Annotated in this window: 17 protein-coding genes and 1 pseudogene; 13 read left to right on the top strand and 5 right to left on the bottom strand. The window is 71.6% G+C overall.

The window, feature by feature from the left end; all coding sequences use genetic code 11:
• Positions 1 to 10: 10 nt before the first annotated feature.
• On the bottom strand, positions 11 to 1516 hold the full coding sequence (locus WBK31_RS13375; protein WP_406674928.1) for an MFS transporter: 1506 nt from the start codon (positions 1514 to 1516) through the stop codon (positions 11 to 13).
• A 105-nt stretch (positions 1517 to 1621) separates the two neighbouring features.
• Here WBK31_RS13375 and WBK31_RS13370 point away from each other — a divergent pair, with 105 nt between their 5' ends.
• Positions 1622 to 2485 (top strand): helix-turn-helix transcriptional regulator, encoded by an 864-nt coding sequence (locus tag WBK31_RS13370; protein WP_364070686.1) that lies wholly within the window; start codon positions 1622 to 1624, stop codon positions 2483 to 2485.
• Positions 2486 to 2491: 6 nt separating this feature from the next.
• Here WBK31_RS13370 and WBK31_RS13365 read toward each other — a convergent pair whose 3' ends face one another.
• The gene (locus WBK31_RS13365) at positions 2492 to 3091 is read right to left on the bottom strand and encodes a DUF1707 domain-containing protein (RefSeq protein ID WP_378789354.1); all 600 of its coding nucleotides are present in this window, start codon (positions 3089 to 3091) and stop codon (positions 2492 to 2494) included.
• A 145-nt stretch (positions 3092 to 3236) separates the two neighbouring features.
• Here WBK31_RS13365 and WBK31_RS13360 point away from each other — a divergent pair, with 145 nt between their 5' ends.
• The 8 genes from WBK31_RS13360 to WBK31_RS13325 all read left to right on the top strand — a co-directional run bounded on the left by WBK31_RS13360 (position 3237) and on the right by WBK31_RS13325 (position 9338).
• Positions 3237 to 4451, top strand: coding sequence for a cytochrome P450 (locus WBK31_RS13360; RefSeq protein ID WP_378789356.1), 1215 nt, complete (start codon positions 3237 to 3239; stop codon positions 4449 to 4451).
• A gap of 221 nt (positions 4452 to 4672) precedes the next feature.
• Entirely contained in the window at positions 4673 to 5353 is a 681-nt protein-coding gene (locus WBK31_RS13355) for a CBS domain-containing protein (RefSeq protein ID WP_364070678.1), read from the top strand.
• 5 nt (positions 5354 to 5358) lie between these two features.
• A complete protein-coding gene (locus WBK31_RS13350) occupies positions 5359 to 5964 on the top strand; it encodes a CBS domain-containing protein (protein WP_406675490.1) in 606 nt (201 codons plus the stop codon).
• Positions 5961 to 6644: a CBS domain-containing protein gene (locus tag WBK31_RS13345; protein ID WP_364070676.1), complete on the top strand. Its 684-nt coding sequence runs from the start codon at positions 5961 to 5963 to the stop codon at positions 6642 to 6644. Before WBK31_RS13350 ends, WBK31_RS13345 begins: the two co-directional genes overlap by 4 nt.
• A 41-nt stretch (positions 6645 to 6685) precedes the next feature.
• Positions 6686 to 7576 (top strand): phosphotransferase, encoded by an 891-nt coding sequence (locus tag WBK31_RS13340; RefSeq protein WP_364070674.1) that lies wholly within the window; start codon positions 6686 to 6688, stop codon positions 7574 to 7576.
• A 113-nt stretch (positions 7577 to 7689) separates the two neighbouring features.
• Positions 7690 to 8109 (top strand): hypothetical protein, encoded by a 420-nt coding sequence (locus WBK31_RS13335; protein ID WP_364070671.1) that lies wholly within the window; start codon positions 7690 to 7692, stop codon positions 8107 to 8109.
• 53 nt (positions 8110 to 8162) lie between these two features.
• Positions 8163 to 8549, top strand: a complete 387-nt coding sequence (locus tag WBK31_RS13330) for an SHOCT domain-containing protein (RefSeq protein ID WP_364070668.1) — start codon at positions 8163 to 8165, stop codon at positions 8547 to 8549.
• A 147-nt stretch (positions 8550 to 8696) separates the two neighbouring features.
• Positions 8697 to 9338: a response regulator gene (locus WBK31_RS13325; protein ID WP_378789360.1), complete on the top strand. Its 642-nt coding sequence runs from the start codon at positions 8697 to 8699 to the stop codon at positions 9336 to 9338.
• Positions 9339 to 9412: 74 nt separating this feature from the next.
• On the opposite strand, the gene cydB is transcribed toward WBK31_RS13325, so the two are convergent.
• Positions 9413 to 10405: a cytochrome d ubiquinol oxidase subunit II gene (gene cydB / locus WBK31_RS13320; protein ID WP_378789362.1), complete on the bottom strand. Its 993-nt coding sequence runs from the start codon at positions 10403 to 10405 to the stop codon at positions 9413 to 9415.
• Positions 10406 to 10421: 16 nt separating this feature from the next.
• A pseudogene (locus WBK31_RS13315) lies at positions 10422 to 11793 on the bottom strand (cytochrome ubiquinol oxidase subunit I).
• Between the two features lie 225 nt (positions 11794 to 12018).
• Between WBK31_RS13315 and WBK31_RS13310 the strand changes: the two are divergent.
• The 4 genes from WBK31_RS13310 to narI are packed head-to-tail and all read left to right on the top strand — an operon-like array spanning position 12019 to position 18615.
• Positions 12019 to 15663 (top strand): nitrate reductase subunit alpha, encoded by a 3645-nt coding sequence (locus WBK31_RS13310; protein WP_406674927.1) that lies wholly within the window; start codon positions 12019 to 12021, stop codon positions 15661 to 15663.
• Positions 15663 to 17300 (top strand): nitrate reductase subunit beta, encoded by a 1638-nt coding sequence (gene narH / locus WBK31_RS13305; RefSeq protein ID WP_406674926.1) that lies wholly within the window; start codon positions 15663 to 15665, stop codon positions 17298 to 17300. Before WBK31_RS13310 ends, narH begins: the two co-directional genes overlap by 1 nt.
• Complete coding sequence (narJ, locus tag WBK31_RS13300; RefSeq protein WP_378789366.1) at positions 17297 to 17905, top strand: nitrate reductase molybdenum cofactor assembly chaperone; 609 nt, start codon at positions 17297 to 17299, stop codon at positions 17903 to 17905. Before narH ends, narJ begins: the two co-directional genes overlap by 4 nt.
• Entirely contained in the window at positions 17902 to 18615 is a 714-nt protein-coding gene (gene narI, locus WBK31_RS13295; protein ID WP_364070651.1) for a respiratory nitrate reductase subunit gamma, read from the top strand. The genes narJ and narI overlap by 4 nt, the downstream gene beginning before the upstream one ends.
• Before the next feature lie 47 nt (positions 18616 to 18662).
• Here the strand turns inward: narI and WBK31_RS13290 are convergent, their stop codons facing one another.
• Positions 18663 to 19862: an MFS transporter gene (locus tag WBK31_RS13290; protein WP_364070649.1), complete on the bottom strand. Its 1200-nt coding sequence runs from the start codon at positions 19860 to 19862 to the stop codon at positions 18663 to 18665.
• Positions 19863 to 19909: the final 47 nt, after the last annotated feature.

The raw sequence follows: 19909 nt of genomic DNA, 5'->3' as shown, positions 1-19909 counted from the left end.
CGCACGACGGCTACTGCGCCGGCGGGTTCGGGTTCTCCTGCTGACGGTGTGCACGTGAGCCGCCGTTCCTGAGCCAGCGCAGGGCCAGGGCTCCGAGCACGACGTGCAGGACGGCGGCCGCGGCGGCGGCCGCGTGCAGGCCGGTGACGAACGCCGTCTTGGCCTCGGCGGCGAGCACCGGCGTGAGGTCCGGAAGCTGCAGGGTCTCGTCGAGGGTGGGGGCGAGGTCCGGCCCCTGCAGGCGGAAGACGAGGGCGGCGAGCGAGCCGAGGAGCGCGATGCCGAGCGCGTTGCCGATCTCGTTGCTGGTCTCCGCGATCGCCCCCGCCGAGCCGGCCCGCTCGACGGGTACGGCGTCCACGGCGGTGTCGGCGACGACGCTGAAGCAGATGCCGTAGCCGACGCCGGCGACGACCGTGGAGGCGACGTACCAGCCGATCCCTCCCGTGATGGCGGTGGGCAGCAGGAGCAGCAGGCCGGCCGCGATGGAGAAGTGGCAGGCGACGAGTGCGGCCCGCTTGCCGATGCGATCGACGACGTGGGGCGTGACGACGCAGGTCACGGTGAGCACGGCGGCGCCGGGGACGGCGAGCAGCGCCGCGTTCAGCACCGGCAGGCCGAGGACGGACTGGAGGTAGACGCCCGCCAGGTACGCGCTCGCCGACCAGGCCGCCAGCGGCACCAGACCGGTGACGATCGCCAGCGTGAAGACGCGGTCGCGGAAGAGCGAGAAGTCCATCAGGGGATGCGCGAGGTGCCGTTGCCTGCGGGCGAACCACGCCAGCAGTACCAGCCCCGCGGCACCGGCGACGGCCGCGCCGCCGGACGGGCCGTCAGCGGCCACGCGCTTTACGGCGTAGATCACAAGTAGCAGCCCGATCGCGGAGGTCACGACGCTCGGCACGTCGATCCGGCCCGGACTCGTCGCGCGCACCTCGCGCAGCAGGGCGGGCGCGAAGATCAGGAACAGGGCGGTGACGGGCAGGTTGATCAGGAACACCGAGCCCCACCAGAACCGCTCCAGCAGCACGCCGCCCGCGATCGGCCCGATGGCGAACCCGGCCGCGAACGCCGCGGCGAAGATGCCGATGGCCTGTGCCCGCCGCCGCGGGTCGGTGAACAACTCGCTCAGCACCGCCAGGGCCGACGGCAGCAGGGTCGCGCCCGCCACGCCCATCAGCGCGCGGGCCACGATCAGCAGTTCGGCGCTCGGCGCGAAGGCGGCCGCCGCCGAGCCGATGCCGAAGACCGTGGTGCCGATCATGAGGAGTTCGAGCCGGCCATACCGGTCGCCGAGGTTGCCGAACGCGATCAGCAGGGAGCCGACGGCGAAGCCGTAGACGTCGAGGATCCACAGGGCCTGGCCGGCGGTCGGCGTCAGGTCCTGGCTGATCCGGGGCATCGCCAGGAAGAGGATGGATCCGTCCATGGAGACCAGCAGGACGGGTCCGAGGATCACCGTGAGGCCGAGCCAGGCCCGCAGCCCCGGTGACGAGTGCACATGCTGTGTGGTCATGGCCCGCACTGTCCGCCGGGAGCGGCCCGCACAGCCATCTCCCTGCTGTGGGTGCACCTGACAGGTACACCCACGAGGGCGATTCCTCCGCCTACGATCGCTGGTGTGGAGAGTCTCGGAACGTTCCTCAAGCGGCGGCGCGACCAGGTGACACCGGCCATGGCCGGGCTGCGCACCTACGGCACCACGCGCCGCGTGCCGGGCCTGCGGCGCGAAGAGCTGGCGCAGCTCGCGGGCGTGAGCGTCGGCTACTACACCCGCCTGGAGCAGGGCCTGGCGGAGACCGCGTCCAAGCAGGTGCTCGACGCCATCGCGCGGGTGCTACAGCTCGATCCGATCGAGACCGTGCACCTCCACAACCTCGCCAGGCAGCCCTCCGCCTCCGGCCTGTCAGAGCCTCCCGAGGAGCAGCCGCACCCGAGGGTCATCGCGCTGCTGGAGTCGCTGGGCGAGGCGATGCCGGCGATCGTCCTGGGCCGCCGGGGCGACGTGCTCGCCTGGAACCGCACCGGGCACGCGCTCATGGCCGAGCACGTCCCGTACGACGCCCCGCGGGATCCGGCGCGCCGCCCGTCGATGCCGCGGATGTTCTTCCTCGACCCGTTCACCCGCGACCTGCACCGCAACTGGGACGAGCTGGCCCGCATCCACGTCGCCTACCTCCGGCTCACCGCCGGGCGCTTCCCCACGGACGCCCGCCTGGCGCGGCTGATCGGCGAGCTGACCATGCGCAGCTCCGAGTTCGCCACGATGTGGGCGATCGGGGAGGTCGCCGACTGCACCGTCGGCACCCTTGACCTGCGGCATCCCACCGTCGGTGCCGCCAACGTCACATACCAGGTCTGGCTCCAGCCCGACAGCCCCGACCACCGGCTCGAGGTCTATACGCCGAACGACCCGGGCTCCGCCGACGCGCTGCGCCTCCTGGCCCACCAGAGCAGCCGTCCGGCACCCGCCGAGCAGCACTGAGGGACGTCAGCGCCGTTCTTGGAGGCGGCGCAGCTTGCGGCGTTCCCAGCTGTTGGGATGGCGGACGACCACTCCCCCGGCGCCGCCGTTGCCGGACAGGCGGACGAGCGGCGTCCTGGGCTGCCGTTCGGGGGTGGTCTTGTCGCGGAAGCCGCCGAGCCCGGAGCTCATGCCGGACGTCTCCGTGCCCCAGTCGTCGGGGATGACGATCGTGACGCCACCCATTTCGCCGTGCGCCTCGATGGCGATCTCGGGCAGGCGGCTCTCGACCTGGGTGAAGTCGAGCTTGACGGAGCCCATGCCGCCGTACGCGATGATGCGGGGCGGCACGTCCCAGCGGCCGGTACGCGTCTCGCCGTGCATGCCGCCGCTGAGGACCAGCGGCTCCTGGTTCACCGGTACGTCCGGCGGCAGGTCGGCGGTGAGGGCGTCGAGGTCGGCGTACGTCTTGGCGGTCAACGCCTTGCTCAGGCGCACGTCCAGTTCGTCGAGGTCGAGCCGGCCCTCGGCGGCGGCGTTGTTCAGCCGTTCCACCACCGCTTCGCGCTCGTCGTGCGAGACGCGCCACTGGTCGCGGCGGACGGGTTCCGGGTGCCCCTGAGTCATGACTCGATATTACGGGCATAAAGCGATCTGGCAGGCGCGTCCGGGATCGATTGGACTATTCAGCATTGCTAGGTACCGGTAGTCAGTGTTACTTTCTACCAGTACTTAGCATCACCAAGTAGCCACGCCCCCGATTCCCCTAAGGATGACCGTGACCGCATCCCCGCACGTCCTCACCACCATGCCCGCCGAGCCCCCGCCGGGCTGCCCGTTCGACCCGCCCGCCGGACTGATCGCGGCCCGCACGCATGGCCCGGTCAGCCGGCTCACCTTCGCCGACGGCCACGAGGGCCTGGTCGTCACCGGCTTCGACCTGGCCCGCGCGATCCTCGCCGACCCCCGCTTCAGCTCCCGCAAGGAGCTCATGCGCCACCACCCGACCGTCGACTACGGCGACATCGAGGTCCCTCCGGCACCGCCCGGCGAGTTCCTGCTCATGGACGAGCCGCAGCACGGCCGCTACCGCAAGCCCCTGGCCGGCAAGTTCACCGTACGCAGGATGCGGCTGCTCACCGAACGCGTGGAGCAGATCACCGCCGAACACCTGAACGCCATGGAACAGGCGGGCCCGCCGGCCGACCTGGTGACCGCGTTCGCCAAGCCCGTCCCGGCCATGGTCATCTGCGAGCTACTGGGCGTGCCCTACGCCGACCGGGACCGCTTCCAGGAGAACATCGACATCTTCCTCGGCGGCGAGGCGAGTGACGAGAAGCTGATCGCCGCGTACGTCGCGACCCGGCAGTACCTCGCCGAACTGGTCGCCGCCAAGCGCGCCCACCCCACCGACGACGTGCTCAGCGACCTGCTCGACACCGACCTGACCGACGAGGAGCTGCAGGGCATGGCCCTGATCCTGCTGTCGGCCGGTTTCGACACCACCGCCAACATGCTGTCGCTCGGCACGTTCGCGCTGCTGCGCAACCCGGACCAGCTCGCCGCCCTGCGCGCCGACCCCGCCCTCATCGACCAGGCGGTGGAGGAGCTGCTGCGGTACCTGTCCGTGGCCAAGCAGTTCTACCGGGTCGCGCTGGAGGATGTGGAGATCGCGGGCCACACCGTCCCGGCCGGCACCACCGTCATCCTGTCGCTCGCCACCGCCAACCGCGACCCCGAACGCTTCCCCGACCCCCATAGGCTCGACCTGCACCGGCGGGACGGCGGCCACCTGGCCTTCAGCCACGGCGTCCACCAGTGCCTCGGCCAGCAGCTCGCCCGCGTCGAGATGCGTGTCGCGCTCCCCGCGCTGCTCGCCCGCTTCCCCACGCTGCGCCTGGCCGTACCGGAGAACGAGGTCCCGCTGCGCCCGGAGACCTCGGACATCCGCGGCGTCAAGAGCCTCCCCGTCACCTGGGACGCCTGACCGCCACCAGGCCTTACGAGCCGTACGCGGTGGCGATCGCGCGATCTCCACCCTGGGGTGGAGATCCGCCGCGAGCGGACGGCGCTGAGAAGGTCCGGGTCACGTCGCCCGCGCACATCACGCACACGGCTGACCATCGTCCGGCCGGGCCGGGACCTTCGACTCTGCGCGGCGCAGCCCGTACGGCATGTGATGGAGGTGGGCCGACGAGGGAGGACGACATGCGCATGACCGTGGCGGACGTGATGACGGAGAAGGTCGTCGCGGTGTCCGCCGACACGCCGTTCAAGGAGGTCGCCGAGACGCTCATCCAGGCCGGCGTGAGCGCGGTGCCGGTCGTCGGCGACGACCGGCGCGTGCTCGGCATGGTGTCGGAAGCCGACCTGCTGCGCAAGGAGGAGTTCCGGGAGCAGTTCTACCGCGAGGGCTACCGGCCACCGCTGCGCGCCCGGCTGCGCCACCCCAAGGGCAGGCGGAAGGCCGAGGGCGACACCGCGGCCGAGCTGATGACCAGCCCCGCCGTCACCATCACCCCGGCCTCGACCACGGTGGAAGCCGCCCGGCTGATGGACGAGCGGGACGTCAAGCGGCTCGCGGTCGTCGACTACGACGGCCGTCTCGCCGGCATCGTCAGCCGCCGCGACCTGGTGAAGGTGTTCCTGCGGCCGGACGAGGACATCGCCCGCGAGATCCGCGACGAGGTGCTCGACAAGACCCTGTGGGTGAACACCGACGGCGTCCGGGTCGAGGTGGAGCGGGGCGTGGTGACGCTGTCGGGCCGGATGGAGCGCCGGACGGAGGCCGCGATCGCCGCGCGCATGGCCGCCCGGGTCAACGGCGTGGTCGACGTCGTCGACAAGCTGTCCTGGAGGCAGGATGACGCGGCCTGGGTGGGCAGGTGACCGTCATGCTCGTACGCGAGGTCATGACCAGCCCGGCCGTCACCGTCCACCGCGCCGACCCGGTGCGGCGGGCCATCCGCGTCCTGTACGGCAACGACATCACCCCCGCCCCGGTCGTGGACGAGTCCGGCCGCCTGGTGGGCGTGGTCAGCGAGCTGGACCTGCTGCGCGGGGAGTTCGAGCCCGATCCCCGCGCCGCCCTGCGTCCGGTGCCGGCGGCCGGTGAGCCGCCGCCCCGCCGCGTCCTGGAGGTGATGACCCGGCGGCCGGTCACGGTCACGCCGGCGACGGACGTCACCGCCGCCATCGGCCTCATGGTGGGCGAGCGGATCAAGAGCCTGCCCGTGGTCGAGGGCGGCCGGGTCGTCGGCATGGTGAGCCGGCGCGACCTCATGGCGATGCTGGCCCGTTCCGACGACGACCTGCGCCGGGACGTCGTCGACGCGCTGCGCGAGCAGTATCCGTTCGGGCCGGGCTGGGACGTCACCGTGCGCGACGGCGTCGCCGAGCTGAGCGGCCCGCCCCACGAGCACGCCGACAAGATCGCCGACGTGCTCGCCCGCACCGTCCCCGGCATCGTCCGGGTCAAGCACATCAGGAGGTCGCCATGACCGCTCTGGTCGGGAACGTGATGACCACCGACGTGGCCGCCGTCCGCGAGACCGACTCCTTCCACAAGGTCGCCGAGCTGCTCATCGAGCGGGGCGTCAGCGGCGTTCCCGTGGTGGACGGCGAGGGCCGCGTGCTCGGCGTCGTGTCCGAGGCCGACCTGCTGGCCAAGGAGGAGTTCAAGCAGCGCTACTACGGCGACGACTACCGTCCGCCGCTGCGCGCCCGCATCCGCCACGCGGCCGGCAGCGAGGGCAGCGGCCTGCGCAAGGCGCGGGGCGAGACCGCGGGCGAGCTGATGACCGGCCCCGCCCACGTCACCACCCCGGACGCGCCCGTGGTGTCGGCCGCCCGGCTGATGGACCGGCACGGCGTCAAGCGGCTGCCCGTCGTGGACGCGGACGGCCGCCTGGCCGGCATCGTCAGCCGCCGCGACCTGATCAAGGTGTTCCTGCGTCCCGACGAGGACATCGAGCGCGAGGTACGCGAGGCCCTGCAGGGCCAGGCGGGCGTCGCCGTGCGGGACGCCGTCGTCACCCTGACCGGCATGTACGAGGAGCGCAGCCAGGCCATGACCGCCGTCCGCCTGGCCGAGAACATCGACGGCGTCGTGGCCGTGCGCGACGAGCTGAGCTGGAAGCACGACGACGTCGCCGACCTGCCCGTTTGGGGCGGGGCATAACCCCCTGCGCCTTGACACCGGGCCGGATCCGGATCACGTTTGTGCAGTGGGGGAAGGATGACAGGCGCGGCTCAGGTCCGGCGGAGCCGCTGCGCGCGTGGGTCGAGGATCGGCTCGGTGATCGGATCGGGGCGGTAAGGTCCCTGCACGACGGGGAGAGCCCCTGGTGGGTCGATCTGGCAGCCCCTGGCGGGGCGACGTCATCGGTGGTGCTGCGGGCGCCGAGCAGCCGCATCGGGCCGGAGCTCATAGCGACGAACGCGGCGGCGCTGCTCGTCGCCGAGAAGCACGGGCTGACGGCTCCGCGTCTGCTCGCGGCCGATCTCGACGGCCGCGCGGCCGGGGTACCGGCGACCTTGGAGACCGTCATATCCGGGACCAGCGCATGGCCCGCGACGGTCTCCCCTGAGCTGCTCCTGGCGGCGGGCGCGGCGCTCGCCCGCGTGCACGCGGTCGCCCTCGATCCGCAGCCGGATCTTCCGTTCCGGCCGCGCCCCATCGCGGTCGACGACTTCGCCCGAGACCGCCGGGAGGGCAGGATGCCGACCACGGCGCTGCTGCAGAAAGCCGACGAACGCGTCCAGGCGATCAAGCTTCCGGCCACGCCGAACGTCTTCGTGCACGGCGATGTGTGGCCCGGCAACACGGTGCTCGCCGGCAGCGGGGTGCGCGCGCTGATCGACTGGAAGACGGCCGGCGTCGGCGATCCCGGCGTGGATCTCGGCGAGCTGCGCAAGCAGGCCGCGATCCTGTACGACGACGACGCGCCCGCCTATGTGCTGGCGGGCTGGGAACGTGCCACCGGCACGCGGGCCGAGGACGTCCCGTACTGGGACGCCGTGGCCGCGCTCAACACGCCGACCGAGGGCCACAGCCCTCACGTCACCCGCCGGCGCGACCGGTTCCTCGAGGCCGCGATCGCGCGGTTGTGATCGGCGACGGACCCTCGCCGATCCGGGAATCGTTGCTGGTTTGGTGGTCGGCCTGCGGGTAGCTGGACGGCGTCCGTGCGTTCATCGCGCGTGCCCGAGGACGAGGAGTCGAGATGTCCTCAACGACAACCGGTCATCGCCCGTCCGGCTGGGTGGTGGGACTGGCCTACTTCGCCGGAAGCATGATGGTGCTGAGCGGGCTGTTCGGCGCGCTCTCCGGAATCGCCGCCATCTTCCGGAACGACGTGTACGTCTTCCGCGGAGACTATGTCTTCAAATGGGACCTGACCGCGTGGGGCTGGGTCCACCTCGCCATCGGCGTCCTCATCTTCCTGGCCGGCCTGGCCGTGTTCGCCGCCCAGGCGTGGGGGCGCGCCGTGGGCATCGTGCTCGCCGTGCTGAGCGCCGTGGCGAACTTCCTGTTCCTGCCCTACTACCCGCTCTGGAGCGTGCTGATCATCGTGCTGAACGTCCTGGTCATCTGGGCCTTGACGATGTACAACCGCCGGGCCGGGGGCTCGGCGGCCCAATGACGACGGGGCAGGCCGCTCCCGTCGGGCTCGGCCCCATAGGAGGGACGGCTGACATGGACGACTATCCGCTGCTGAACATCTTCCTCACCATGATGTGGTTCTTCCTCTGGGTCGTCTGGCTGATGCTGGTCTTCCGCGTCATCGTGGACCTCTTCCGCGACGACACCGTGAACGGCTGGGCCAAGGCGGGCTGGTCGATTCTGGTCATCGTCCTGCCGCTGGTGGGCGTCCTCCTCTACCTGATCGTGCGCGGCAAGGGGATGGGCCGCCGCGAGGCCGCCGCGGCGATCGAACGCGAGGCCCGCTACTACGAGGCCGCCGGACGGCGGACGGCCACCGGCCAGGCCGATGAGCTCGCGCGGCTGGCCGATCTCAAGAACCACGGGGACCTCACGCCGGAGGAGTACGAGCGCGCCAAGACCAAGGTCCTGGCGGCGTAGGAGGCCGGCGCAGGTGAGCGGGCGGCCCGTGGGGGTGATCGCCCGCGCCGGCACGGAGGCCACGTCGCGACCGCGGGGGACCTTCGCCGGTCCGACTCGGGACCTTCGTCCTTTGACCCGGGTCGCCGGTTGGGTAGCGTCACTTCCATGATTCGTGTGTTCCTCCTCGACGATCACGAGGTCGTCCGCCGGGGTGTCGCGGCGCTGCTGGACTCGGAGGACGACATCGAGGTGGTCGGCGAGGCGGGCACGGCCGAGTCCGCGATCGCGCGCATCCCCGCGCTCAGGCCCGACGTGGCGATCCTGGACGTCCGGCTGCCCGACGGCAGCGGCGTGGACGTCTGCCGCGAGGTGCGCTCGCGGGTGCCGGGGCTGGCGTGCCTGATGCTGACGTCGTTCGCCGACGACGACGCGCTGTTCGACGCGGTGATGGCCGGGGCCGCCGGTTACGTGCTCAAGCAGATCCACGGCTCCGACCTGGTGGGCGCGGTCCGTACGGTGGCGTCGGGACAGTCGCTGCTCGACCCGCAGACGACGGCCACCATGCTGCAGCGGCTGCGCGACCAGGCCGCCAAGAAAGACCCGCTCGCCGCGCTGACCGAGCAGGAGCGCCACATCCTCGACCTCATCGGCGAGGGGCTCACCAATCGGCAGATCGGCGAGCGCATGTTCCTCGCCGAGAAGACCGTGAAGAACTACGTGTCGAACCTGCTGTCCAAGCTCGACATGCAGCGCCGCACGCAGGCGGCCGCGCTGGCGGCGCGGCTGCGCGCCGGCCGCAAGGACTGACCGGGTTCCGCCGGCGTGACCGCCGCGCCGCCGGCTGGGTCAGACGCCGTGGTTCCCCGGGAGAGGGGGCCTTCTCACCGGGAGCCGGCGGGCGGCCCGGTGAGCCGGCGGCGGAAGACCCAGTACGTCCACGCCTGGTAGGCCAGCACCACGGGCGTGAAGATGGCCGCCACCCAGGTCATCACCGTGAGCGTGTACGGCGTGGAGGCGGCGTTGGTCACGGTCAGGCTGTTGGCCGGGTCGAGCGCGGGCAGCACGTTCGGGAACAACCTGACGAACAGGCCGGCCACCACCGCGACCACGGCGACCGCGCTCGCGGTGAAGGCCCAGCCGTCGCGGCCGCGCAGCGTCGCCGCCGTCGCGCCCAGCAGGCCGAGCGCCGCCAGCGCCACCGCCGCCCACCAGGCGCCCTCCAGGACGGGCCGCGGTCCGCCGATGGTGAGCAGGAACGCCATCACCACCACGATCGTCGCCGGCGCCAGGCTCCTCGCCGCCCGCGAGGCGGCCGCACGCAGCTCGCCGGTGGTGCGCAGGGCGAGGAAGACCGCGCCGTGCGAGGTGCACAGCAGCAGCGTGGCGAGCCCGCCGAGCAGCGCGAACGGGTTGAGCAGGGTGAACAGGGTGCCGGTGTACTCGTGGCGGGCGTCCAGCGGCACCCCGCGCACGATGTTGGCGAACGCCACGCCCCACAGGAAGGCCGGGCCGAGCGACCCCCAGAAGAAGGCCCGGTCCCAGCCGCGCGGGCTGCCGGACTTGCCGCGATACTCCAGCGCCACGCCACGCGCGATGAGCGCCAGCAGGATGAGGAACAAAGGCAGGTAGAAGCCGCTGAACAGGGTGGCGTACCACTCGGGGAACGCGGCGAACGTCGCCCCGCCCGCCACCAGCAGCCACACCTCGTTGCCGTCCCAGACGGGCCCGATCGAGCGGACGATGACGCGCCGGTCCGCCTCGTCCCTGCTCAGGAACGGCAGCAGCACGCCGACGCCGAAGTCGAAGCCCTCCAGCAGGAAGTAGCCGGTCCACAGCACGGCGATCAGCACGAACCAGACGGTGGTCAGTTCCATGACGGTGATGTCCTTGTCAGTAGCTGAGTGCGGGGACGGAGGTTTCCTGTTCTGCCTGCTCGTCCGGCCCGATGCGGATGAACTTGATCAGCAGCCGCACCTCGATCGCCGCGAGCACGGCGTAGACCAGGGTGAAGCCGGCGAGCGTGATGGCCACCGACGTGACGTCCGCGGTGGGCGAGACCGCGGCGGCAGTGCGCATGATGCCGAAGACCGTCCACGGCTGGCGGCCCATCTCGGTGAAGATCCACCCCAGGGTGTTGGCCAGGAAGGGCAGCCCAATCCCGGCGATGGCCAGCCGGTAGGCCCAGCGGCCTGACGGGAGCCTGCCGCGCCGGGTCAGCCAGAGCCCGGCGGCCGCGAGCAGCGCCGACAGCGCACCGAACCCGATCATCAGGCGGAACGACCAGTACGCCAGGCCCACGACCGGCCGGTAGTCGCCGGGACCGTAAAGGGCCTGGTAGCGGGCCTGGATGTCATTGATCCCCTCGACCTTGCCGTCCAGGCTGTTGGTGGCCAGCAGGCTGAGGCCGTACGGGATCTGCAGGTTGACGTGGTTGCGGCCGTTCTCCACGTCACCGATCGCGAACAGCGAGAACCCGGCCGACGTCTCGTCCTCCCACAGCGCCTCGGCGGCGGCCATCTTCATCGGCTGCTGCTCGGTCATGATCTGCGCCTGCCAGTGGCCGGAGAACGCCACGCCCACGGCCGAGACGAGCGCGACGACGAGCGCCATCCTGGCGGAGGTGCGAAAGAGCGGCTGGTCGCGTTTGTGGAGCAGGAACCAGGCGCTGACACCGAGCACGAAGGCCGCCGCGGTCAGGAACGCGCCGAAGATGACGTGCGGGAAGGTGACCAGGGTGGTGGAGTTGGTGAGCACCGCCCAGATGTCGGTCAGTTCGGCCCGCCCACCGGCGATCCGGTAGCCGACGGGATGCTGCATCCAGGAGTTGGCGGCGAGGATGAAGTACGCCGAGATGTTCGTGCCGATGGCGGCCAGCCAGATCGTGGCCAGGTGCACCCGGCGCGGCAGCCGGTCCCAGCCGAAGATCCACAGGCCGAGGAAGGTGGACTCCAGGAAGAAGGCCAGCAGCCCTTCCATGGCCAGCGGCGCTCCGAACACGTCACCGACGAACCTGGAGTAGGCGCTCCAGTTCATCCCGAACTGGAACTCCTGCACGATGCCGGTCACCACGCCCATCGCGAAGTTGATGAGAAGAGCCTGCCCAGAACCGGGTCAGCTTCAGGTACTCCGGTCTCCCCGTCCGGTGCCAGGCGGTCTGCAGCCCGGCCACGATGATCGACAGCCCGATGGTGAGGGGCACGAACAGGAAGTGGTAGACGGTCGTGACGCCGAACTGCCAGCGGGAGAGATCAAGGACGTCCATGCCGGTCAGGCTGCTGCACGGCCCGGCCCGCTCCCCAGGGGCGTCAGGCCCCGCCCGAAGGGACCTTGGTCCTCCACCGGGAGGCCCTTCGGCCGCCGTGCCCGCCGCCCTGATCGGCAAGGGTGAGGAGAAAGGCATCCGCGAGGATGGCGAGCCACGTTTCTCCCGCCGCCGGCGGACTAGGTAACGGAACGTGTCAGATCGGTGACGGCAGGGGCGAAAGACATGGCGGGGATGGATGGACCGGTCAGCGACGCGCTGCTGCGGATGGGCCGCCACCTGCGGCCGGGCACGGTCTCGCCGGACCTCCGCGCCCTCTACCAGGTGGGCGGCAGGCAGGCGGACGACTTCTACCGGGACCGGTGGAGCCATGACAAGGTGGTCCGCTCCACGCACGGCGTGAACTGCACCGGCTCGTGCTCGTGGAAGGTGTACGTCAAGGACGGCATCATCACCTGGGAGGCGCAGCAGACCGACTACCCGAGCGTGGGCGGCGACCGGCCGGAGTACGAGCCGCGCGGCTGCCCCAGGGGCGCGGCGTTCTCCTGGTACACCTACTCCCCCACCCGCGTGCGCTACCCGTACGCGCGCGGCGTCCTGGTCGAGCTGTACCGGGAGGCGAAGGCGCGGCTGGGCGACCCGGTCGCGGCGTGGGCGGAAATCACCTCCGACCCGGACAAGCGGCGCCGCTACCAGTCCGTCCGGGGCAAGGGCGGGCTGGTCCGGATCACGTGGGACGAGGCGTGCGAGATCATCGCGGCGGCGCACGTGCACACGATCAAGACGTACGGACCCGACCGGATCGCGGGCTTCTCCCCGATCCCGGCCATGTCGATGGCCTCGCACGCGGTCGGCGCCCGGTTCATCTCGCTGATCGGCGGCGCGATGCTGTCGTTCTACGACTGGTACGCCGACCTGCCGGTGGCCTCGCCGCAGGTGTTCGGCGACCAGACGGACGTGCCGGAGTCGGCCGACTGGTGGGACGCGGCGTACCTGATGCTGTGGGGCTCCAACGTGCCGGTCACCCGCACACCCGACGCCCACTACATGGCCGAGGCGCGCTACCGCGGGCAGAAGGTGGTGGTGCTCGCGCCCGACTACAGCGACGCCGCGAAGTTCGCCGACGAGTGGCTGGCCCCGCGCCCCGGCACGGACGGCGCGCTGGCCATGGCGATGGGCCACGTGATCCTCAAGGAGTTCTTCGCCGACCGCGCCACGCCCGCGTTCACCGAGTACGTCAAGCGCTTCACGGACCTGCCGTTCCTGGTCAGGCTGCGCGAGCGCGGCGGGACGTACGTGCCGGACACGTTCCTCACCGCGGCCGACCTGGACCGGCCGGAGGGGGCGTTCGCGACGGTGCTGCTGGACGCGCGCACCGGCGCGCCGGCCGTGCCGAACGGCTCGCTCGCCTTCCGCTACTCCGAGCGGGGTGAGGGCCGCTGGAACCTCGACCTGGACGGCGTGGACCCGCTGCTGACCGTCTACGGGGGCGAGGCGGTGCCGGTCGCGCTCCCCCGCTTCGACGACGGCGGCGGCGTGCTGGAGCGGGGCGTTCCGGTACGGCGGGTCGGCGGCCACCTCGTCACCACGGTCTACGACCTGCTGCTCGCCCAGTACGGCGTGGCCCGCGACGGGCTGCCGGGGCGCTGGCCGTCGGGGTACGAGGACGCGGCGGAGCCGTACACGCCGGCCTGGCAGGAGCAGATCACCGGCGTGCCGGCGCGGGCGGCGGCCAGGATCGCCAGGGAGTTCGCCGCGAACGCCGAACAGTCGGGCGGCCGCTCGATGATCATCATGGGGGCGGGGACCAACCACTGGTTCCACTCCGACACCATCTACCGGGCCATGCTGGCGCTGACCACGCTGACCGGCTGCCAGGGCGTCAACGGCGGCGGCTGGGCCCACTACGTCGGGCAGGAGAAGTGCCGGCCGATCACCGGGTGGGCGCAGCTCGCGTTCGGGCTGGACTGGCAACGCCCGCCCCGGCAGATGATCGGCACCGCCTACTGGTACCTGCACACCTGCCAGTGGCGCTACGACACCTACAGCGCCGACGCCGTCTCCTCGCCGCTCGCCGACGGCGCGTTCGCCGGGAAGGCCACCGCCGACCTGCTGGCGCAGTCCGCCAGGCTCGGCTGGATGCCGTCGTATCCGACGTTCGACCGCAACCCGCTCGACCTGGCCGACGAGGCCGGCGCAGCCGGCGACGGCCCGGCGGCGTACGTGGCGGGTGAGGTCGCGGCCGGGCGGCTCGGCTTCGCCTGCGAGGACCCCGACGCGCCGGGCAACTGGCCGCGCGTGCTGACGGTGTGGCGGGCGAACCTGCTGGGCTCCTCGGCCAAGGGCAACGAGTACTTCCTGCGGCACCTGCTGGGCGCGGACTCCGCCGTACGCGCCCAAGAAGCCCCGCCCGACCGGCGCCCCGGCGACGTTGCGTGGGTGGACGAGGCGCCGCGCGGCAAGCTGGACCTGCTGCTGTCGCTGGACTTCCGGATGACGTCCACGACGCTGTTCTCCGACATCGTGCTCCCGGCCGCCACCTGGTACGAGAAGCACGATCTGTCCTCGACCGACATGCACCCGTTCGTGCACGCGTTCACCCCCGCCATCGACCCGCCCTGGCAGACCCGTACGGACTTCGCCGCCTTCCACGCCATCGCCCGCGCGTTCAGCGACCTGGCCCGCACCCACCTGGGCACGCGCAACGATCTGGTGGCCCTGCCGCTGCTGCACGACACCCCCGACGAGCTGGCCACCCCGCACGGCCGGGTGCATGACTGGCGCGCCACCGGCCGGCCGCCCACGCCGGGCCGGGACTTCCCCAAGGTGGTCGTGGTGGAGCGCGACTACGGGGCGGTCGCGGAGAAGATGGCCTCGCTGGGCCCGCTGCTGGAGCGGCTCGGCGCGACCACCAAGGGCCTGACGTACGACGTGTCCGGCGAGATCGACCGGCTGGCCCGCATGACCGGCACCGCACCCAACGGCCGCCCGTCGCTGGCCCGCGACCGCGACCTGTGCGAGGCCATCCTGGCGCTGTCGGGCACTACCAACGGCCGCCTGGCCGCCCAGGGCTTCGCCACGCTGGCCCGGCGGACCGGCACGTCGTTCGACGGGCTGGCCGACGAGCACCGGCAGATCACGTTCGCCGACACCCAGGCCAGACCCGTCCCGGTGATCACCTCGCCGGAGTGGTCGGGCAGCGAGAGCGGCGGGCGGCGCTACGCGCCGTTCACCATCAACGTCGAGCACCGCAAGCCCTGGCACACCCTCACCGGCCGCCAGCACTTCTACCTCGACCACCACTGGATGCACGAGGCGGGCGAGGCGCTGCCCGTCTACCGGCCGCCGCTGAACATGACCGCGCTCTTCGGCGAGCCGCCGCTCGGCGAGCAAAGCGAGCAGGGCGTCGTCGAAGGTGTCGTCGTCCGCTACCTGACCCCGCATTCCAAGTGGTCCATCCACTCCGAGTACCAGGACAACCTGCTCATGCTGACGCTGTCGCGGGGCGGGCCGACGATCTGGATGAGCCCGGCCGACGCCGCGAAGGCCGGCATCGGCGACAACGACTGGGTGGAGGCGGTCAACCGCAACGGCGTCGTGGTGGCCCGCGCGGTGGTCTCGCACCGCATGCCGGAGGGCACGGTGTACATGTACCACGCCCAGGAACGCGTGGTGGACGTGCCCAAGAGCGAGACGTCCGGGCTGCGCGGCGGCATCCACAACTCGCTCACCCGGCTCCTCGTCAAGCCCACCCATCTGATCGGCGGATACGCCCAGCTCAGCTTCGCCTTCAACTATCTGGGCCCGACCGGCAACCAGCGCGACGAGATCACCGTGATCCGCCGCCGCGGCCAGGAGGTCGACTACTGATGCGCGTGATGGCACAGCTCGCCATGGTGATGAACCTCGACAAGTGCATCGGCTGCCACACCTGCTCGGTCACCTGCAAGCAGGCGTGGACCAACCGGGCGGGCACCGAGTACGTCTGGTTCAACAACGTCGAGACCCGGCCAGGACAGGGCTATCCCCGCCGCTACCAGGACCAGGAGCGGTGGAAGGGCGGCTGGGAGCTGAACCGGCGCGGCCGCCTCACGCTCAAGGCCGGCGGCCGGTTCAGAAAGCTCCTGACGATCTTCGCGAACCCGCTCATGCCGTCCATCCAGGACTACTACGAGCCCTGGACGTACGACTACGACCGGCTCTTCTCCGCTCCCCTCCAGGACGACACCCCGGTGGCGCGGCCCCGCTCGCTCATCAGCGGCAAGCCCATGAAGATCGGCTGGAGCGCGAACTGGGACGACGACCTGGCCGGCGACCCCTCGCCCGACCCGGTGCTGCGCAAGGTGTCGGAGCAGGTGAGGCTGGAGTTCGAGCGTGCGTTCATGTTCTACCTGCCGCGCATCTGCGAGCACTGCCTCAACCCGTCCTGCGTGGCCTCCTGCCCGTCGGGGGCGCTGTACAAGCGGTCGGAGGACGGCATCGTGCTGGTCGATCAGGACCGCTGCCGGGGGTGGCGGATGTGCGTGACCGGATGCCCGTACAAGAAGGTGTACTTCAACCACCGCACCGGCAAGGCGGAGAAGTGCACGTTCTGCTTCCCGCGCGTCGAGGTCGGCATCCCCACGGTCTGCTCGGAGACGTGCGTCGGGCGGCTGCGCTACATCGGCCTGGTGCTGTACGACGCCGACCGCGTCGCCGAGGCCGCCTCCGTGCCCGACGAGCGCGACCTGTACGAGGCGCAGAAGGGTGTGCTGCTCGACCCGCGCGACCCCGCCGTCATCGCCGCCGCCCGCGACTCCGGCATCCCCGACGACTGGCTGGACGCCGCCCGCGAATCGCCGATCCACCGGCTGATCTTCGAGTACGGGGTGGCGCTGCCGCTGCATCCGGAGTACCGCACGATGCCGATGGTCTGGTACATCCCGCCGCTGTCCCCCGTCGTGGACGTGCTCGCCGCCACCGGGCACGACGGCGAGGACGCAGGGAATTTGTTCGGCGCCATCGACGCGCTGCGCATCCCGGTGGGCTACCTGGCCGAGCTGTTCACCGCCGGCGACCCTGCTCCGGTGCGCACGGTGCTGCGCAGGCTGGCCGCGATGCGCTCGTACATGCGACGGCTCAACCTCGGCCAGGAGCCCGACGAGTCGATCGCGCGCGCCGCCGGCATGACCGGCCCGCAGGTCGAGGGCATGCACCGGCTGCTCGCGCTGGCCCCGTACGCCGAACGGTACGTCATCCCCACGGCGCACGCCGAGCAGGCCGCCGGGCTGGAGGAGCTGGGGTGCAGCCTCGACTACGAGGGCGGCCCCGGCATGAACGGCCCCTTCGGCGAGGCGTCCGGGCGGCCCGCCCCGGTCGCGGTGGAGAGCTTCCACGCCCTGCGCGAACGTCAGCAGGGCGACGACCTGGACGACGCCGACGAGCTGCGCGGCCGGGTGAACCTGCTCAACTGGGACGGCAAGGGCACCCCGGACGGCCTGTTCCCCAAGAGGAGGAGGAGGAAATGAGCGCGCGGACCGTCCACATGGTGGCCTCGGTGCTGCTCGGCTATCCCGACGAGCGGCTCCGCGACGGGCTCGGCGTGCTGCGCGAGGCCGTCTCCGGGCTGCCGTCCGGCGAGGCACGCGACCGGCTGTCGGCCTTCCTTGCGTATGTGGCGGGCACGGACCTTCGTGCGCTGGCGGCGCACTACGTGGCGACGTTCGACCTCAAGCGGCGCTGCTGCCCGTACCTCACCTACTACGCGTACGGCGACACCCGCAGGCGCGGTCCGGCGCTGCTGCGGTTCCAGCACGCGGTGAAGGCGGCTGGGTTCGAGCTCGACGGCGGCGAGCTGCCCGATCACCTGGCCGTGGTGTGCGAGCTGTGGGCGCGCGGCGCGGAACGCGAGGCCCGGCGGCTGCTGCTGGAGCATCGGGCGGGCGTGGAGGTGCTGCACGCGGCGCTGCGCGAGGAGGGCTCGCCGTACGCGGACGTGGTGGCCGCCGTGCTGGCCACGCTGCCCCCGGCGGGCGCGCGCGAACGGCAGGCCGCGCTGCGGCTCGCCGCCGAAGGCCCGCCCGCCGAGGCGGTCGGACTGGAACCCTACGCGATCATGGAGGCGGGCCGATGAGCGTCCTGCTGTGGGTGGTGCTGCCGTACGTGGCGCTGACCGTGTTCGTGCTCGGCCACCTCTGGCGCTACCGCTACGACAAGTTCGGCTGGACGACGCGCTCGTCCCAGATGTACGAGTCGCGGCTGCTGCGCATCGGCAGTCCGCTGTTCCACTTCGGCATCCTCATCGTGGCGCTGGGCCACGTCGGCGGCCTGGTGATCCCGAAGACCTGGACCGAGGCTGTGGGTATCAGCGAGAGCCTCTATCACCTGCTCGCCGTCGTGCTCGGCACGATCGCGGGCATCGCCACCGTGGGCGGCCTGGCCATCCTCATCTACCGCCGCCGCACGGTCGGCCCCGTCTTCACCGCCACCACCCGCAACGACAAGCTCATGTACGCGGTGCTCGCGCTCACCATCGCCCTCGGCCTGGCCGCCACCGTGCACGCCAACCTCGTCGGCGGCGGCTACGACTACCGCACCACCGTCTCGCCCTGGTTCCGGTCCATCTTCCTGTTCCAGCCGCGGCCCGACCTGATGGCGGGCGCGCCCCCGCTGTTCCAGCTGCACGCGCTCAGCGCGCTGGTGCTGTTCGCGATCTGGCCGTTCACCCGGCTCGTGCACATGCTCACCGCGCCCCTCGGCTACCTCACCCGGCCGTACATCGTGTACCGCAGCAGGGACGAGAGCCGGCCTGCGGTCCGGCGCGGCTGGGAACCGACCCGCTGACGATCACGTGCTCGACGGCCTCGAGGCGACGAGGGGCGCTTTGACGCTCAGGTCGTGGACGCGTGCCGGACCGCGAGACTGCGCACCGCGGTCAGGGTCAGAACCACCGCCAGCCCGGCGGTGACCGCCAGCAGCGCCAGGCCCAGCCCGTACGAACCGAGCCGCCCGTAGATGAACCCCATGACCAGCGGCGGCACGAACCCGCCCAGCCCGCCGGCCGCCCCCACCAGCCCGGTGACCGATCCGACCTTGTCGGCCGGAGCCACCTGCGCCACCAGCGCGAACGTGGCCCCGCTGCCCGCGCCGAGCGCCGCCGCCATCGACAGGAACGCGACCGTGCCCACCGGCAGCAGCGGCGGCGTCAGCGCCTGGACCGCCGCCATGACCGCGACCACCGCGAACACCCCCGCCAGCACCCGTACCGGGCCGAACCGGTCCGACAGCCATCCGCCCAGCGGCCGCGCCAGGACCGCGAGCACCACGAACCCGGCCATCCGGTAGGCGGCGTCCGCCTGCTCCAGGTCGTACTCGGTCTCCAGGTAGGTCGGCAGGTAGACGGAGAAGGCGACGTACCCGCCGAACGCGACCGCGTACAGCAGGCACGCCTGCCAGGTGATCGGCAGCCGCCCTGTGTCCGCCAGCCGCTTGACCAGCGGCTGCACAGTGGCGCTGCGCCCCGGCGCGTCCCGCAGCAGCAGCCACGCGACGACCGCGTACACCGCCAGTACGACCGCCGTGATGACGAACGGCGCCGCCGCCCCGCCCCACTCGACCAGCCCCACCGTGGTCAGCGCGCTGATGGCCGTACCGCCCATGCCCGCGCCGAAGATCCCGACCGCGAACCCGCGCCGCTGCGGCGGAAACCAGGCGTTGACGAACGGCACCCCGATCGCGAACGCCGTACCCGCGACCCCCAGAAAGAACCCGCCGATGAGCAACGCCGTGAACGACGCCTGCCCGGCGAGCCCGATGAACAGCACCGGCACAATGGTCACCGCCGACACCAGCGGAAACATCACCCGCCCGCCGTACCGATCGGTCAACGCGCCCACCGGAATCCGCCCCAGCGACCCGACGATCACCGGCACCGCGACCAGCAACGCCTGCTGCGGCGCCGACAGCCCGAGCAGCTCCTTGTAGCGCGGGCCGAGCGGACTGAGCAGCGCCCAGGCCCAGAAGTTGACCGCGAACCCCACCGTGGCCAGGCCCAGCATCAGCTTCGCCCGACCACCCACCTCATCCGTCATCGAACCCCGCCTCGCTTCATTACTCAGCGTCATCGTATGGCTTCGAC

Origin of the sequence: Nonomuraea sp. N2-4H (assembly GCF_045291505.1) — a bacterium.
In the GTDB taxonomy this organism is placed as follows: Bacteria; Actinomycetota; Actinomycetes; order Streptosporangiales; family Streptosporangiaceae; genus Nonomuraea; species Nonomuraea fastidiosa.
Note: the sequence above shows the minus strand (reverse complement) of the source record. Positions and strands in the feature narration are given on the sequence as shown.